The sequence below is a fragment of the Burkholderia sp. Bp8986 genome, assembly GCF_003854225.1.
Lineage (GTDB): Bacteria > Pseudomonadota > Gammaproteobacteria > Burkholderiales > Burkholderiaceae > Burkholderia.
In genome coordinates, this window is sequence record NZ_QTQM01000010.1 from 104,191 (window position 1) to 118,494 (window position 14,304).

The 14,304-nt window shown below is 69.1% G+C and carries 12 protein-coding genes; 3 read left to right on the forward strand and 9 right to left on the reverse strand.

Going from position 1 to position 14,304, the window contains the following annotated elements:
• The first annotated feature begins 57 nt into the window (after positions 1–57).
• A complete protein-coding gene (gene adhP, locus DID99_RS12495) occupies positions 58–1,086 on the forward strand; it encodes an alcohol dehydrogenase AdhP (protein ID WP_124666815.1) in 1,029 nt (342 codons plus the stop codon).
• Between the two features lie 64 nt (positions 1,087–1,150).
• Here the strand turns inward: adhP and DID99_RS12500 are convergent, their stop codons facing one another.
• From DID99_RS12500 to DID99_RS12515, 3 genes are all read right to left on the reverse strand, one after another.
• Positions 1,151–2,611 (reverse strand): sialidase family protein, encoded by a 1,461-nt coding sequence (locus DID99_RS12500; RefSeq protein ID WP_124666816.1) that lies wholly within the window; start codon positions 2,609–2,611, stop codon positions 1,151–1,153.
• Positions 2,612–3,083: 472 nt separating this feature from the next.
• Positions 3,084–3,515, reverse strand: coding sequence for a MarR family winged helix-turn-helix transcriptional regulator (locus DID99_RS12510; RefSeq protein ID WP_124666817.1), 432 nt, complete (start codon positions 3,513–3,515; stop codon positions 3,084–3,086).
• Positions 3,512–4,429 carry a serine aminopeptidase domain-containing protein gene (locus DID99_RS12515; protein WP_044844586.1) on the reverse strand — a complete coding sequence of 306 codons (918 nt, stop codon included), beginning with the start codon at positions 4,427–4,429 and terminating at the stop codon, positions 3,512–3,514. The genes DID99_RS12510 and DID99_RS12515 overlap by 4 nt, the downstream gene beginning before the upstream one ends.
• Before the next feature lie 301 nt (positions 4,430–4,730).
• On the opposite strand from DID99_RS12515, the gene DID99_RS12520 reads away from it, so the two are divergent.
• Together DID99_RS12520 and DID99_RS12525 are read left to right on the forward strand one after the other, a co-directional pair.
• Positions 4,731–5,696, forward strand: coding sequence for an ABC transporter substrate-binding protein (locus DID99_RS12520; RefSeq protein ID WP_044844585.1), 966 nt, complete (start codon positions 4,731–4,733; stop codon positions 5,694–5,696).
• 52 nt (positions 5,697–5,748) lie between these two features.
• On the forward strand, positions 5,749–6,849 hold the full coding sequence (locus DID99_RS12525; protein WP_124666818.1) for an LLM class flavin-dependent oxidoreductase: 1,101 nt from the start codon (positions 5,749–5,751) through the stop codon (positions 6,847–6,849).
• 143 nt (positions 6,850–6,992) lie between these two features.
• On the opposite strand, the gene DID99_RS12530 is transcribed toward DID99_RS12525, so the two are convergent.
• The 6 genes from DID99_RS12530 to DID99_RS12555 all read right to left on the reverse strand — a co-directional run bounded on the left by DID99_RS12530 (position 6,993) and on the right by DID99_RS12555 (position 13,835).
• Complete coding sequence (locus tag DID99_RS12530; protein WP_124570837.1) at positions 6,993–7,925, reverse strand: ABC transporter substrate-binding protein; 933 nt, start codon at positions 7,923–7,925, stop codon at positions 6,993–6,995.
• A gap of 34 nt (positions 7,926–7,959) precedes the next feature.
• Positions 7,960–9,747 carry an amino acid ABC transporter permease/ATP-binding protein gene (locus DID99_RS38355; RefSeq protein WP_124522903.1) on the reverse strand — a complete coding sequence of 596 codons (1,788 nt, stop codon included), beginning with the start codon at positions 9,745–9,747 and terminating at the stop codon, positions 7,960–7,962.
• 59 nt (positions 9,748–9,806) lie between these two features.
• Positions 9,807–11,165 (reverse strand): LLM class flavin-dependent oxidoreductase, encoded by a 1,359-nt coding sequence (locus DID99_RS12540; RefSeq protein ID WP_124519393.1) that lies wholly within the window; start codon positions 11,163–11,165, stop codon positions 9,807–9,809.
• A gap of 7 nt (positions 11,166–11,172) precedes the next feature.
• Complete coding sequence (locus DID99_RS12545) at positions 11,173–12,231, reverse strand: LLM class flavin-dependent oxidoreductase (RefSeq protein ID WP_124666819.1); 1,059 nt, start codon at positions 12,229–12,231, stop codon at positions 11,173–11,175.
• Positions 12,232–12,270: 39 nt separating this feature from the next.
• Positions 12,271–13,212: an ABC transporter substrate-binding protein gene (locus tag DID99_RS12550; RefSeq protein WP_124645868.1), complete on the reverse strand. Its 942-nt coding sequence runs from the start codon at positions 13,210–13,212 to the stop codon at positions 12,271–12,273.
• Positions 13,213–13,274: 62 nt separating this feature from the next.
• On the reverse strand, positions 13,275–13,835 hold the full coding sequence (locus DID99_RS12555; RefSeq protein ID WP_124484744.1) for a GNAT family N-acetyltransferase: 561 nt from the start codon (positions 13,833–13,835) through the stop codon (positions 13,275–13,277).
• Between the last annotated feature and the right edge of the window lie 469 nt (positions 13,836–14,304).

The following is a 14,304-nucleotide window of genomic DNA, read 5'->3' on the forward strand; positions in this document are numbered from 1 at the left end:
TCGTTCCGGTTTCGAGCCCGGATACTGGCCCGGTCATCGACCAGACAGGAGCGACGCATGACTCAAACCATGAAGGCGGCGGTGGTCCACGCGTTCGGCGAACCGTTGCGCATCGAGGAGGTGCCGGTCCCGACGCCGGGCCCGGGCCAGATCCTCGTCAACATCAAGGCTTCGGGCGTCTGCCACACCGACCTGCACGCAGCCGACGGCGACTGGCCCGTGAAGCCGACGCTGCCGTTCATTCCGGGCCACGAAGGCGTGGGCGTCGTCGCGGCGGTCGGGGCGGGCGTCACGCACGTGCGCGAGGGCGACCGCGTCGGCGTGCCCTGGCTCTATACGGCATGCGGTCACTGCGAGTACTGCCACACCGGCTGGGAAACCCTTTGCCACGGGCAGCAGAACACCGGCTATTCGGTCAACGGCAGCTATGCGGAATACGTGCTGGCCGACCCCGACTACGTCGGCCATCTGCCCGCGCAGGTCGCGTTCGACGAGATCGCGCCGATCCTGTGCGCGGGCGTGACCGTCTACAAGGGCATCCGCGTCACCGACACGCGTCCGGGCCAGTGGCTCGCGATTTCGGGCATCGGCGGGCTTGGCCACGTGGCCGTGCAGTACGCGCGCGCGATGGGCCTGCACGTCGCGGCGATCGACGTGTCTCCCGCCAAACTCGCACTCGCGCGCGAACTGGGCGCCGAACTGACGATCGATGCGTCGACCGACGATCCGGCGAAGGTGATCCAGAAGGAGATCGGCGGCGCGCATGGCGTGCTGGTGACGGCGGTGTCGCGCAGCGCGTTCGCGCAGGCGCTCGGGATGGTGCGGCGCGGCGGCACGGTGGCGCTCAACGGCTTGCCGCCCGGCGATTTCCCGCTGCCGATCTTCTCGACGGTGCTGAACGGCATCACGGTGCGCGGCTCGATCGTCGGCACGCGGCGCGACCTGCAGGAATCGCTCGACTTCGCGGCGGACGGGCTGGTGCGCGCGCATATCCATCGCGACCGGCTCGGCAACATCAACGACATATTCGCGCGGCTGCGCGAAGGGAAAGTCGACGGTCGCATCGTGCTGACCGACATGCATTGACGCGCATTCGGGAGCGCTGCCGCGACGCAACGGACGTCGCGGCGGCGCTATGCTCACCCGCGCATCACGGCGCGAAGAACACGTCGGTGCGGTTCGTCAGGTTGCCCGCGTTGGTCTGGACGAAGAACGGATGGAACGACGACGACGGCAGCACGTCGAGCCCCTGGTAATCGCCGATGAAGAAGCCTTCCGCATTCGGCGCGAGCTTCATGTCGAACGGGCCGCCGACGCGCCGCTCGTCTGCGAACGTGGTGCCGTTGTCGTGCGAGATCTTGCGCCAGAACCCGGTCGGCAGCGTCGTCGTATTGCCGGCCAGCAGGTCGCGGAAATCATAGTGGGTGACCATCACCGCGCCGGCATTGTCGACGCGCACCGACGGATTGAACGCGGGACGCCCGGTCGGCGTGTTCACTTGCAGCGGCGCGCTCCAGCTCGCGCCGCCGTCCTTCGACGTCGACAGCGCGATCTCGTCGTAGTTGCCGCCGTTGAAGCGGCTGTCCTGCCATACGACGTAGAGCTGCCCCGACGCCGGATCGATCGCCGGTTCCGGAATGATGTCGCCGGTGCGTACCGGTTCGCCGGTGTTCGGATCGGTCACGCCGACCGTCTGCAGCCCGGCGATCACCTGCGGTTTCGTCCAGGTCGCGCCGTCGTCGGTCGACTTGACGAACGCGACCTTGCCGGCCGCCTTGTTGAACGGCGGCTGGATCAGGTCGAAGAAGTCGTAGAGCGTGCCGGTCTTCGGATCGACGACGATCTGGTTGCCGATCGTCTGCTGGCGCGACGGCACGTTGACGATCACCTTCGCACGGCTCCACGTCTTGCCGCCGTCGACCGTCTTCGAGAAGAACGTCGGCCCGCGGTATGCCTGCGTGTGCAGGTTCGCATACGGGTTGCCGTTCGGCAGTTCGAGGCGGTCCCACACAGCGTAGGCCGTGCCGGCCTTCACCGGGTTCGCCGTCACCGACTCCTTGTCGTTGAAGAACTGCGTCGTCGGTTCGTCGTTCGCGATCAGCACGGCCGGGCTGCTCCATGTCTGTCCGCCGTCGGTCGACACCGAGGCCGCGACCGCGTTGCTGTTGTTCGACTGGTTGAACGAGATCGATACCGAATACGCGGTGCCGTCCGGACCGAACGACACCCACGGATCGGACGCGCGCTCGTACTTGAGCCCGCCGGGTGCGCAGGCGCTGAACGGCTGCGGCGTGCGCGCCCAGGTCGCGCCGCCGTCGAACGTATAGCCCGCGACGAGCCCGTGGGCGCCGCCGTTCGACCAGCGGTCCTGCTGCCACACGCCGATCATGTTGGTCGGGTTCGCGGGGTTGACCGACAGCCACGGTTCGACCTCGGCGTTCACGTAGTTCGTGCCGGGGCCGCCGATGGTGCAGGCGGCGAACGGGCTCGGGCCGGACACGACCACGGGATCGGCATGCGCGGCCGCGGCGGCGGCCATCGCCACGGCCATCGCGGCGGACAGGCGGGTGAGGCTGGGGACAAGCGAGTGGGACACGATCGTGCGTCGCATGGACTGCTCCTCGTTGACGTGCGGCGGCGATGGCGCGGCACGGCGGCACGACGCGCACCGGTACGCGCGGCAACAAATGCCGTGCCATGCGTCGGATCGTGTCGTTCAGGAAGCCGCCGCGGTCATCGCAATCCGCGTGTGCTGGATGCCGCCAGCACGTCGGTCAAGACACCTCTTCGTTTTCATTGCTTGTCGGGTGCGTCCAGGGTTGCGGACGCAACGGGAAGGCCAGGCCGTGCAGACGACGAATGCGTCGAAGTGGATTGCAATGTAGGCGATCGATATGCGGCGCGGCAGGCAATTTTTTGTAACAGTACGTAGCCGGAAAGCGTTGCCGAAGCAATGCCGCCGGAACGCAAAATTTGCCGCCTGAAAGTTCGGAAACCGAATTGAAAGCGCGAATCGAAAGCACGAATCGAAATCGCTATCGATTACGCGGATTCGTGCCCATGCGGCGCGCCGCCGGCGCGGTTCAGCGCTCGGCCGGAAAGCGGTCCTGCAATGCGTGCAGCCAGCGCGCGACGACGTCGAGTTCGGCGTCGGAAAAGCCGTCGCACAGCTTGCCGTTCAGCTCGCGCAGCGCCACGCGCGCGCGCTTGAGCGCCGCGTGTCCTTCGCCGGTCAGGAACAGTCGCGTTGCGCGCCCGTCGTCCGAATCGGCGTGACGCGCAAGCAGGCCGGCCTTCGCCATCCGGTCGGCGAGCCCCGTCATCGCGGACGGCGCCAGTTGCAGTGCCGCGCCGACTTCGCCGATCAGCGCGCCGTCCTGCCTCGCGAGGCAGAACAGCACGCCGGCCTGCGCGGCACTCGCGCGCGCATCGGTCTCGGCCTTGCGGTCGACCCAGCGCTGCACGCGCCGCTGGCCGATGTTCAACAGGAAAAACAGTCGTCGGTCTTCGCTCAAGCTCGGTTCCCGGCTGCAATGGAAAGGGACGGGCGACCCGCATCGCGCGGCGCGTCGAGCGCCTGCGCGAGCCAGTCGGCGACCGCGGGCCACAGCACCGTGCCTGGCCGGCTGCGGAAGAAGCCCATGTGTCCGACCGGCCCGCTGCCCGCGGCGTGCGGATCGATCTGGCGGCGTTCGACGGCCGCCCGGGTCAGGTAGCTTACCAGCAGGTCGATCGCGGGCGGGTTCGCCCACGGATCGTCGTCGAAGCCGAGCACGAGGATCGGCAGCTGCTGCTTCGAGAAGCGCTCGGCTGCGCCGAGCGTCGGATCGTCGAAGAAGTAGCGCGGCAGCGTGGTCCAGCGGCTCCATTCGCGGAACACGCCGGCCGGGAGGTCCTCGCCGAGGCCGAGCCGCTTGCCGGGCACGTAGCCGAGCAGCGCGGACGCGAGCGGGCCGAGCACGCGCAGGATCAGCCGCACCTTCAGCCGCTCGGCCGCGCGGGCGATCAGCCGCGTGCTGCCCGCGTGCGCGGCGACGAGCACGGCCGCGCGCAGGTGCGCGGTGCCGGCCGACAGCCCGATCGCATGGCCGCCGACGCTGTGCCCGACCGCCAGCAGCGGCAGCCCGTCGTGCGTAGCGCGCGCCCACGCGATTGCGGCGCCGACGTCGAGTTCGACCCAGTCGCGCATGCGGGCCTGCAGCGCGCTCAGCCGCGCGGGCCGCGACGCGCCGATGCCGCGATAGTTGTAGGTGAGCGCCGCGAAGCCGCGTTCGGTCAGGAAGCGCGCGAAGCCCGCGTAGAGCCGCTCCGGCACGGCGGTGGCCGGATGGATCAAGACCAGCGCGCGCGGCGGCGCGTCCGGTGACCACAGCGTGCCGCGCAGCGTGTAGCCGTCGGCGGCGGAAAACTCGATGGGTTCTGACGTCATGGCCGTCCTCGTTCCGGGTAGGTATTTCGTATGCGAAATATAGTTCGCCATGTATTTCGCGTGCGAAATATCTGTCGAGGGATCATTCGAACGGCGTCCCGCGAAGCCCGGTGGACGGCGTCGCTGCGCGGCGATCATTCCATAAAACATTTGCATATTTGTATAGCAGAATATTGCGTTTGTCTCATGAAGCGGATCGCCGTATCTTCACCAGTTCCATCCCGTCCGCCAGCCGTCGCGCCAGGCGGACCCAGGGGCGACGCCGTCGCGCGGCCGCCCGCCAACCTCCGGGGAGATCACGTTGTTGAGCCGAATCGTCACGGCGCTGCTGCTCGCGCTCGCCGCGCAGCCGGGCATCGCGAAAGACACCGTCACGCTGCGCGTCGGTGAACAGAACTACTTCAACATCCAGGCATCGATGGAGGCGTCCGGCGTGTTGAAGGACCTGCCTTATACGATCGAGTGGAAGCACTTCCAGGCTGCCGCGCCCGTCGCCGAAAGCCTGAACGGCAACGCGATCGACGTCGGCTTCCTCGGCGATTCCGCGCTGCTCACGCTGGCCGCGCGCGGCGCGCCGGTGAAAGTCGTCGCGGTGTCGCGGCAGAGCCTCGACGGCGTCGCGATCCTCGTGCCGAAGAACTCGCCGGTGCGCACCGTCGCCGACCTGCAGGGCAAGACGATTGCGGTCTGGCGCGGTGCGTGGAGCCAGCAGCTCGTGCTGCGCGCGCTCGAACACGATGGCCTGCGCGCGGATTCCGTCAAGTACGCGTACCTGATGCCGATCGATGCGACCAACGCGCTCGCGAACGGCTCGGTCGACGCCGTGTCGCTGTGGGAGCCGTTCGTCAGCACGCTCGCGCTGCGGCAGGGCGCCCGTCCCGTGACGACCGCGCAGGGCCTGATGCCCGCGCTCAGCTTCGTCGCCGCGAACGAGCAGGCGGCCACGGCCAGGCGCGCGGAGATCACCGATTTCCTGAAGCGCGTGGTGGCGGCACGCCAGTGGGTCGACAGTCATCCGCGCGAGTACGCGGACCTGTGGGCGAAGCGCGCGAAGCTGGAGCCGGACGTCGCGTACCGCTGGCTCAACAACGCGCACCAGCGCGTGGGCCCGGTCGACGACACGGCCGCGAAGGATGCGCAGAACACCGCCGACTTCCTGCACAAGGCCGGCGTGATTCCGGTCGCGTACGACACGGCGAAGCTGCTCGACCGCTCGTATGCGGGCGCGTTCGCGGCGCCCGCGCAGAAGACGGCCGCCGCGCAGTGAGCGTGCTGCAGCACGCAGCCATTTCCGATCGACGACAAGAAGGACCATCGACATGCCCGTCGACATCATCGGCATGATCACCGCGACGCCCGGCGCGGAGGTCGACGTACCGGGCGGGGCCGCCGTCCAGCCCGACTACGTGCGGCGCTTCGCGCAGGCGCACGAAGCCGCCGGCTTCGACCAGATCCTGGTCGGCCATTTCAGCAACGCGGCGGACGGCTTCATCGTCGCGTCGTTCGCGGCCGCCGCGACCGAACATATTCGCATCCTGCTCGCGCACCGGCCGGGCGTGATCGTGCCATCGGCCGCCGCGCGGCAGATCGCGACGCTCGACGTGTTCAGCGGCGGCCGGCTCGCATTGAACGTCGTGTCGGGCGGCGACGATGCCGATCTTCAGCGCGACGGCGATTTCGTGCCGCACGACGCGCGCTACCGCCGCACCGGCGAATATCTCGACGTGCTGAAACGCATCTGGCTGGCCGACACGCCGGTCGATCACGACGGCGAGTTCTATCGGCTGCATGGTGCGTCGCCGGTCGTGAAAGGCGCGCAGCAGCCGCACGTGCCGATCTATTTCGGCGGTTCGTCGCCGGCCGCGCTGGCCGTGGCCGGGCAGCACGCGGATGTCTACATGACGTGGGGCGAGCCGCTCGCGGCCGTGCGCGAGCAGATCGCGCGCGTGCGGGCCGCGGCAGTGCCGTTCGGACGCGCGCCGCGCATCAGCGTGTCGTTTCGGCCGATCGTCGCGGACACCGAAGCCGCCGCGTGGGAGAAGGCCGAGGCGATCCGCGCGCGCGTGCGCGCGGCGCGGCTCGCGAACGGCCAGCCGATCGACGGCCATGCGCCGCAGAACGCAGGGTCGCAACGCCTGATGGCCGCGGCCGCTCAGGGCGACGTGCTCGACGAGCGGTTGTGGATGGGCGTCGCGAACCTGACCGGCGCGCGCTGGAATTCGACCGCGCTCGTCGGCACGCCGGAACAGGTCGCGCGTGCGCTCGGTGCGTATTACACGCTCGGCGTATCGACGTTCCTGATTCGCGGTTTCGATCCGCTCGACGATGCGCTGGATTACGGACGCAAGCTGATTCCTGCGATCCACGCGCACATCGCGGAACTCGACCACCATCGCGATCGCGCGGCGCTGACGGCGTAGGAAACGACGGCCCGCCCACGTCGATTCGCCCCGGCATCTTCTTTAAGGGATGCCGGGGCGATTTCATTTGCTGCGCGACCGATGCGCAGCTCGCTGTGCCGACGCAACGACGCGTCGGCACATCGACACATCGACACATCGAATCAAAACGACGGCAATCCCGGCGGATTCGTCTCCGCGCGCGCGACCGCCTCGCTCTGCAACCCCCAGCGCGCCAGCGCCTGCCCGTAGCGGCCGTTGTCGATCAGCGCGTTCGTCGCGAGCGTCAGCGCCGGCGCGAGCCCGCTGCCGCGGCGCGTCGCGATCGCGACGTCCGCGTTCGCGGGCCAGCCCGCGTTGACGACGCCGACCCGCCGGATCTTGCCGTCGCGCGCGGCTTCGTACGCGAGCGACGCGTTCGGATTCAGCTCGGCATCGGCGCGGCCCGACAGCAGCGCGACGCGTGCCGCCGCATCGTCGTCGAAATAGAGCAGTTCGGTCGGCTTCAGCCCTTGCGCGACGTTGCGCCGGCTCCACTCGAGCAGGATGCGCTCCTGGCTCGTCCCCGCGCCCGTGATGACGCGCAGGCCGGCGACGTCCTTCGGTTCGGCGATCTTCGCGATCGGGCTCGCGGTGCGCACGTAGAAGCCGTGCAGCCCGAGCCGGTAGGTCGTGAAGTCGTATTTCTCCTTGCGCTTCTCGGTCACGCCGACGTTCGAGATCACCGCGTCGTACTTGCCCGACGTGAGCCCGAGCGGCCAGTCGGCCCATGCGATCGGCACCAGCACCAGCGTGCGGCCGAGCGCGTCGGCGACGAGCTGCGCATAGTCGGGATCGGCGCCGACCACGGTGCGTGCGTCGGTCGCATAGGTCGATACCGGTGGCGCGTGCGGCGAGATCGCGACCGTGAAGGCCCCGTCGCGTACCCAGCGGTAGTTGCTTGCCGCGCGAATCGCCGCATCGTCGCGCGCTGCGCGGATCCGGCCGGCCTGGCGCGGATCGAGGTCCGCCGTCGCGGCGGCGGCCTCGGCCGCGTGCCACCGGAGGCCGGCGGCGGCCGCCAGCGTGGCGGTGATGAACTGGCGTCGGTCGATCATCGTCGGTTGCCTCGCAGGTCGTGAGCGGCGTGCATCAGAGCACCCGTGACAGGAACGCGCGTGTGCGCGGATGGGCCGGCGCGTCGAGCACGACGGCGGGCGGCCCCGACTCGACGATGCGGCCCCGCTCCATGAACAGCACGTTGTCCGCGACTTCGCGCGCGAAGCCGATCTCGTGCGTGACGATCACGAGCGTGGTGCCCGAGCGTGCGAGCTCCTTGATCACGTCGAGCACTTCGTTGACCAGTTCGGGATCGAGCGCCGACGTCGGCTCGTCGAACAGCAGCACCTTCGGGCGCAACGCGAGCGCCCGCGCGATCGCGACGCGCTGCTGCTGGCCGCCGGACAGCTGGCGCGGGTACGCATCGGCTTTATCGGCGAGGCCGACGCGCGCGAGCAGCGTGCGCGCGGTGCGTTCGGCGGCCTCGCGCGTGACGCCGCCGACGGCGACCGGCGCCTCGATCAGGTTCTCGAGCACCGTCAGGTGCGGAAACAGGTTGAAGTTCTGGAACACCATGCCGACCGCCGTGCGGCGCTTCAGCACGTCGCGCTCCTTCAACTCGTGCAGCACGTCGCCGTCGCGCCGATAGCCGATCAGCTCGCCGTCGATGTCGATGAAGCCGTCGTCGACGCGCTCGAGATGGTTGATGGTGCGCAGCAGTGTCGACTTGCCCGAACCGGACGGCCCGACGATCACCGTCACGCTGCCGCGCGGTGCGACGAACGACACGTTGTCGAGCACGCGCTGCATGCCGAACTGCTTCGATACGTTGTGCACGGCGACTTCGCCGCCGGTGCGCGGCACCGGAGCGGCCGCGGCGTCATCGTGAGCCGCCGCGCCGGTTGCCGTTGCGTTGCGCGCCGCCGCATGCCGCCACAGCGCACTGACGCGCGCCAGCACGAACGTCAGCGCCGACGGCGGCGGGTTGCGCAGCGCGCCGCGCGCATAGTGGCGCTCGACCTGCACCTGGATCGCGGACAGCACGGTCAGGATGATCAGGTACCAGACGGTCGCGACCATCAGCAGCGGAATCACTTCGAGATTGCGGCGATAGATCACCTGCACCGTGTAGAACAGCTCGGGCATCGCGAGCACGTAGACCATCGACGTGCCTTTCGCGAGCGAGATCAGGTCGTTGAACGCGGTCGGCAGGATCGCGCGCATCGCCTGCGGCAACACGATCCGCGTGGTCTGGCGGCCGCGCGGCAGGCCGAGCGCGGCGGCCGCTTCGAGCTGCCCCTGGTCGACCGCGAGAATGCCGCCGCGAATCACTTCCGCGGAAAACGCCGCGTGGTTCAGCGAGAGGCCGAGCACGGCCGCGAGGAACGGGCTGATCAGGTCGGTGGTCGGTGTGTCGAACCACACGATGTCGGTGAACGGCACGCCGAGCCGCACGTGTTCGTACAGGTAGCCGAGGTTGTTGAGGATCAGCAGCAGCACGATCAGTGGAATCGACCGGAACAGCCACACGAAGGTCCATGCGCTCGCCGCGAGCAGACGCGAGCGCGACAGCCGCGCCAGCGCGACGAACCCGCCGAGCGCGAAGCCGAACACCGCGCCGAGCAGCGTCAGCACCAGCGTGCGCGCGAGCCCGGACAGCACCGGCGGCGACAGGAACCACTCCGCGAACACCGGCCAGCCCCATTGCGGGTTGCCGAGGATCGAATACAGCACGAGTGCGATCAGCACGAGCGCGAGCACGGTGCCGACGGTGCGCGACCGGTGCCGGGCCGGCACGATCCGCAGGTGCGTGCCGGTGTCGCGGGCGCGGGAGGGGGAGAGCGGCGGCACTGCGCCGCCGAGATGGGTCGTGTCGCTCATGTCGGTGAGGGTCCTCGATCGAGTTGGCCGGAAGCGCCGCGCGAGGCGGCGCGTCGGCGTCATGCGTGCGCTTCGGCCGCGTCGTCCTGTTGCTGCACCGCGCCGGGCGCCGCATGGCGGCTCGCCTTGCGCGGCAGGCCGAGGTGGTCGCGCAGCGTGCTGCCCGGCAGGTCGCGGCTATAACGGCCGCGCGCCTCGAGTACCGGAATCACGAGGTCGATGAAGTCGTCGACGCCCTGCGCCTGTACCGGGAAGCCGAGGATGAAGCCGTCGCCGGCACCGGCGTCGTGCCAGCGGATCAGCTCGTCGGCGACGTGCTCGGCCGTGCCGATGAAGTTCGGGCGCGGCGTCGCGACGGCGAGCGCCGTCTCGCGCAGCGTGAGGTGCTTGCGCTTCGCATCGGCCTTGATCCGGTCGGTGGTCGAGCGGAAGCTGTTGCGGCCGATGTCGCCGAGCTCGGGGAACGGCGCATCGAGCGCGTACTGCGTGAAATCGTGGTGATCGAAATAGCGGCCGAGATACGCGAGCGCTTCGTCGATCGTCAGCAGGTCGCGGATCGCCTGGTATTTGTCTTCCGCCTCGGCGGCCGTGCGGCCGACGATCGGCCCGATGCCCGGGAAGATCTTCACGTCGCCGGGCTGCCGCCCGTGCTCGACCGCGCTTTGCTTCACGCGCCGTGTGAACGCGGCCGTTTCGTCGAGCGACGGCGAGTGCGTGAACACGGCGTCCGCGTACTTGCCCGCGAGCCCGATGCCGGTGTCGGACGAGCCGGCCTGGAAGATCACCGGCTGCCCCTGCGGCGAGCGCTGGATGTTCAGCGGGCCGGCGACCTGGAAGAAGCGGCCGTGGTGATCGAGCGTGTGGAGCTTGTCGCGATCGAAGAAGCGACCGGTCGCGCGATCGCGCACGAACGCGTCGTCGTCCCAGCTATCCCACAGCCCCTGCACGACCTCGAGGTATTCGTCGGCGATCTCGTAGCGCAGTTCGTGATCGGGATGCGCCTTGCCGAAATTCTTCGCGGTGCCTTCGAGCGGCGTCGTCACGACGTTCCAGCCCGCGCGCCCGCCGCTGATCGTGTCGAGCGACGCGAGCTGGCGTGCGACCGTGAACGGCTCGCTGTACGACGTCGAGATCGTGCCCGCGAGGCCGATCTTCTTCGTCGCGACCGCGAGCGCCGACAGCACGGTGAGCGGCTCGAAGCGGTTCAGGAAGTGCGGGATCGACTTCTCGTTGATGTAGAGGCCGTCCGCGACGAACGCGAACGCGATGCCGGCGGCTTCCGCCTTGCGCGCGATGCCGATCGCGAAGTCGAGGTTGATGCTCGCGTCCGGCGGGTTGCTCGGGTGCCGCCATGCGTTCATGTGGCTGCCTGCGCCTTGCAGCATCAGGCCGAAGGGAATCGATCGTCGGGTCGTCATGGGCGCGTCACGCGTTCTGGTCGGGGGAAAGGGAGCGAAGGGAGCGGTCGGCCGCGAGGGCCGCCTGCACGGGGGTGATCGACTGCGCGCCGCCGAGCCATTCGGCCGACGCGAGCCGTGCCGCGTAATCGGTCACCGGCGAGTCGATCACGAACGCGTCGACGTCGAGCCGCCGGCTCAGCGCGTCGAGCGCGCGGTGGATGCGCTCGGGCGTATCGGCCAGCACGGTCGGGCGCAACTCGTCGATCCGGTAGTCGGACGCGCCGCTTTGCCGCGCGAATTCGGCCGCGGCCTGCGCGCTCGGCAGGTTGAAGCTCTGGCCGCCGGCGAACTGCAGCTTGAAGATCTTCAGCGGCCCGATCAGTCGCTCGGCCTCCTCGCGGGTCGGTGCGGCGACCGCGTACAGCGCGACGAGCGCTCGCGTGCCGCCTGCGTCGCGGTAGGCGGCCAGCGAGCGTTCGAGGTTCGCGTCGTCGCCGTTGAAGTGCCCCGCGTAGCAGAAGCGCCAGCCGTGTCGGGCGGCGAGCGCACCGCTGTCGGGCGAGCCGCCGAGCAGGATGCGCTCCGGCGCGTGCGGCGGCACCGGCATCGCGACCGCGCCGGCGAGCGGATGATCTTCGGCGACGCCCCAGCCCAGGAACGCATCGAGTTCGGCGAGCTGGCCCGCGAAGCCCGGCTTTTTCGCCTTGTCGTGAAACCACTGCAGCGCGCGCGTGGTCAGCGGCAGCCCGCCGGGCGCCTTGCCGACGCCGAGATCGACGCGGCCCGGCCCGAGCGCGGCGAGCAGCTTGAAGGTTTCGGCGACCTTGAACGGGCTGTAGTGCTGCAGCATCACGCCGCCCGAGCCGACGCGAATGCGCGACGTGTGCGCGAGCAGGTGCGCGACGACGATCTCGGGCGCGGAGCTCGCGAAGCCGGGCGCGCCGTGATGCTCGGCGACCCAGAAGCGCTCGTAACCGAGCTGTTCGGCGCGCTGCGCGAGGGTCGTCGTGAAGCGCAGCGCGTCGGCGGCGGTCGCGCCGTCGGCGATCGGACTCTTGTCCAGCAATGAAAGCGAATAAGACATGGTGATCGGCGTTCCTGCGAAGGCGTGAAGGGGCGGCGCTCAGCTCTTCGGCAAACCCGGCGGATTCGTGCGCGACTGGTCGATCGCTTCGGACGCGAGGTTCCAGCGGTCGAGGATCTGCTGATAGCGGCCGTTCTTGATCAACCCGTTCAGCGCGACCGTCAGCGGATCGGCGAGCCCGCTGCCGCGGCGCGTCGCGATCGCGATGTCGGCCGTGCGCGGCCAGCCGCCGCTGATCGCGCCGACGAGCCGTGTCTTGCCCTGCTGCGCGCTCTGGTACGCGAGCACCGAGTTCACGCTGAACACGGCATCGGCGCGGCCCGACTGCACGGCGACGATCCGCATCGCCTGGTCGTCGTAGTACTGCACCTGCACCGGTTTCAGGCCGTGCGCGACGTTCTCGCGGTCCCACGCGAGCAGGATCTTTTCCTGGTTGGTGCCGGCGTCGGTCACGATGCGCAGCCCCGCGACGTCCTTCGGCTCGCGGATCGACTGGATCTTGCTGTCGTTGCGCACGTAGAAGCCGACCTGGTCCTTGCGGTAGGTCGAGAAATCGAATTTCTGCTTGCGCTCCTCGGTGACGGTGACGTTCGAGATCACCGCGTCGACTTTCCCCGATTCGAGCGCGAGCGGCCAGTCGGCCCACGCGAGCGGGACGATCTTCAGCTTGCGGCCGAGGCTGTCGGACACGAGCTGGCCGACGTCCGCGTCGAAGCCGATCACCGTGCGCGCGTCGGTCGCATACGTGCTGATCGGCGGCAGGCTCGGCGCGACGCCGATGGTCAGCGTGCCGGCTTCGGCGAACTTGAACGACGCGGGCACCGCGCGCTCGACGGCCGCATCGGCCGTGCCGCGCGGGCGGCCGCGCTGCTCGGGGCTCAGGTCGAAGGTCGCGGCGGCCGCGGCGATCGCGGTCACGCCGATCAGCGCGGCGGCCAGCGTGCGGAGCGCACGCGGCGTGAAGGGTACGGCTCGTTGCATGGATGCGTCCTTGTTGTGTTGTCGTCGGGAGCGAGGGAGCGGAATCGGATGACGCGACGCGTTCAGCGCGGCAGCACCGCTTCGGGCAGCGGCGCCCACAGGTCCGCGAGGGTCGACGTGCGCGACGGATCGGCGAGATCCTTGCCGAAGCGCAGGTGGAAATACGCTTCGGGGTCGATCGACGAATCGAACAGCCGCGTATAGCCGGTGCGGTCGTACAGCGCCCACGCTTCGGGCTGGCGAAAACCGGTGGTCAGGTACACACGCCGATAGCCCTGCTGCGCGGCGCGCAGTTCGAGCGCGTCGACGATCAGGCGCGCGAGCCCCTGGCGGCGCAGGTCCGCGCGGGTCCAGATGCGTTTGAGTTCGGCGGTCTGCGCGTCGTAGCGCTTGAATGCGCCGCCGCCGATCGTCTCGCCGTCGCGCAGCAGCAGCACGAACGCGCCTTCGGGCGGCGCGAACAGCTCGGCCGGGTAGCGTGCTAGTTCGTCGCGTGCGGACGCGCGGCTGTCGGGGCGGTACGCGTCGTAGCGCGTCGCGTATTCGTCGATCAGCGCGTCGATCAACGGCTGGGCGCGGACGTCGAGCGGCGTCGTGTCGATGATGCGGTCGTTCGTGGCCATGGGCATCGCGAAGGGCGCGCGATGCGGACGTTCCTGGCGGGGGCGGGGCACATCGCCCGGCCGGTCTGTTCCGTTATCGCGACGCGGTTGTCGTGATGACGGCGGCCGCGGTGCTTCCTGCGCTGCATCCGGCGTGCCGCCGCCGTTTCGAACACGTTAGCGGCGCGGCCGGCAAAGGCGAACGAAGCAATTTCGATAAGGATTTCGCGGGGAGCGTCAGAAGGCTTGCAGGGGGAGTGGGGTGGGGGAGGCGATCGAGAGTAGTGCGGAGCCGAGCCAGTTGGATGTGTGTGCAATACATATGAATGCCGTGGGTTTGCACGCTGTTATTGCTCGATGTTCTATCGGTATTGCCGATTTGGGGGCGATCAGGTTTGGCGGGAAGCGGCCCACTTCCGTCCATTCGCCTGAGCGCTCAGTTGGGCTCGAACGCCATACCGACTCGGAACGCGAACCTGAGTCAGTCGAT

Coding starts and splice junctions, on each gene's coding strand:
- DID99_RS12550 (WP_124645868.1), bottom strand. CDS start 13,212: ATGCAACGAGCCGTACCCTTCACGCCGCGTGCGCTCCGCACGCTGGCC.
- DID99_RS12545 (WP_124666819.1), bottom strand. CDS start 12,231: ATGTCTTATTCGCTTTCATTGCTGGACAAGAGTCCGATCGCCGACGGC.
- DID99_RS12515 (WP_044844586.1), bottom strand. CDS start 4,429: ATGACGTCAGAACCCATCGAGTTTTCCGCCGCCGACGGCTACACGCTG.
- DID99_RS38355 (WP_124522903.1), bottom strand. CDS start 9,747: ATGAGCGACACGACCCATCTCGGCGGCGCAGTGCCGCCGCTCTCCCCC.
- DID99_RS12525 (WP_124666818.1), top strand. CDS start 5,749: ATGCCCGTCGACATCATCGGCATGATCACCGCGACGCCCGGCGCGGAG.
- DID99_RS12500 (WP_124666816.1), bottom strand. CDS start 2,611: ATGCGACGCACGATCGTGTCCCACTCGCTTGTCCCCAGCCTCACCCGC.
- DID99_RS12530 (WP_124570837.1), bottom strand. CDS start 7,925: ATGATCGACCGACGCCAGTTCATCACCGCCACGCTGGCGGCCGCCGCC.
- DID99_RS12555 (WP_124484744.1), bottom strand. CDS start 13,835: ATGGCCACGAACGACCGCATCATCGACACGACGCCGCTCGACGTCCGC.
- adhP (WP_124666815.1), top strand. CDS start 58: ATGACTCAAACCATGAAGGCGGCGGTGGTCCACGCGTTCGGCGAACCG.
- DID99_RS12540 (WP_124519393.1), bottom strand. CDS start 11,165: ATGACGACCCGACGATCGATTCCCTTCGGCCTGATGCTGCAAGGCGCA.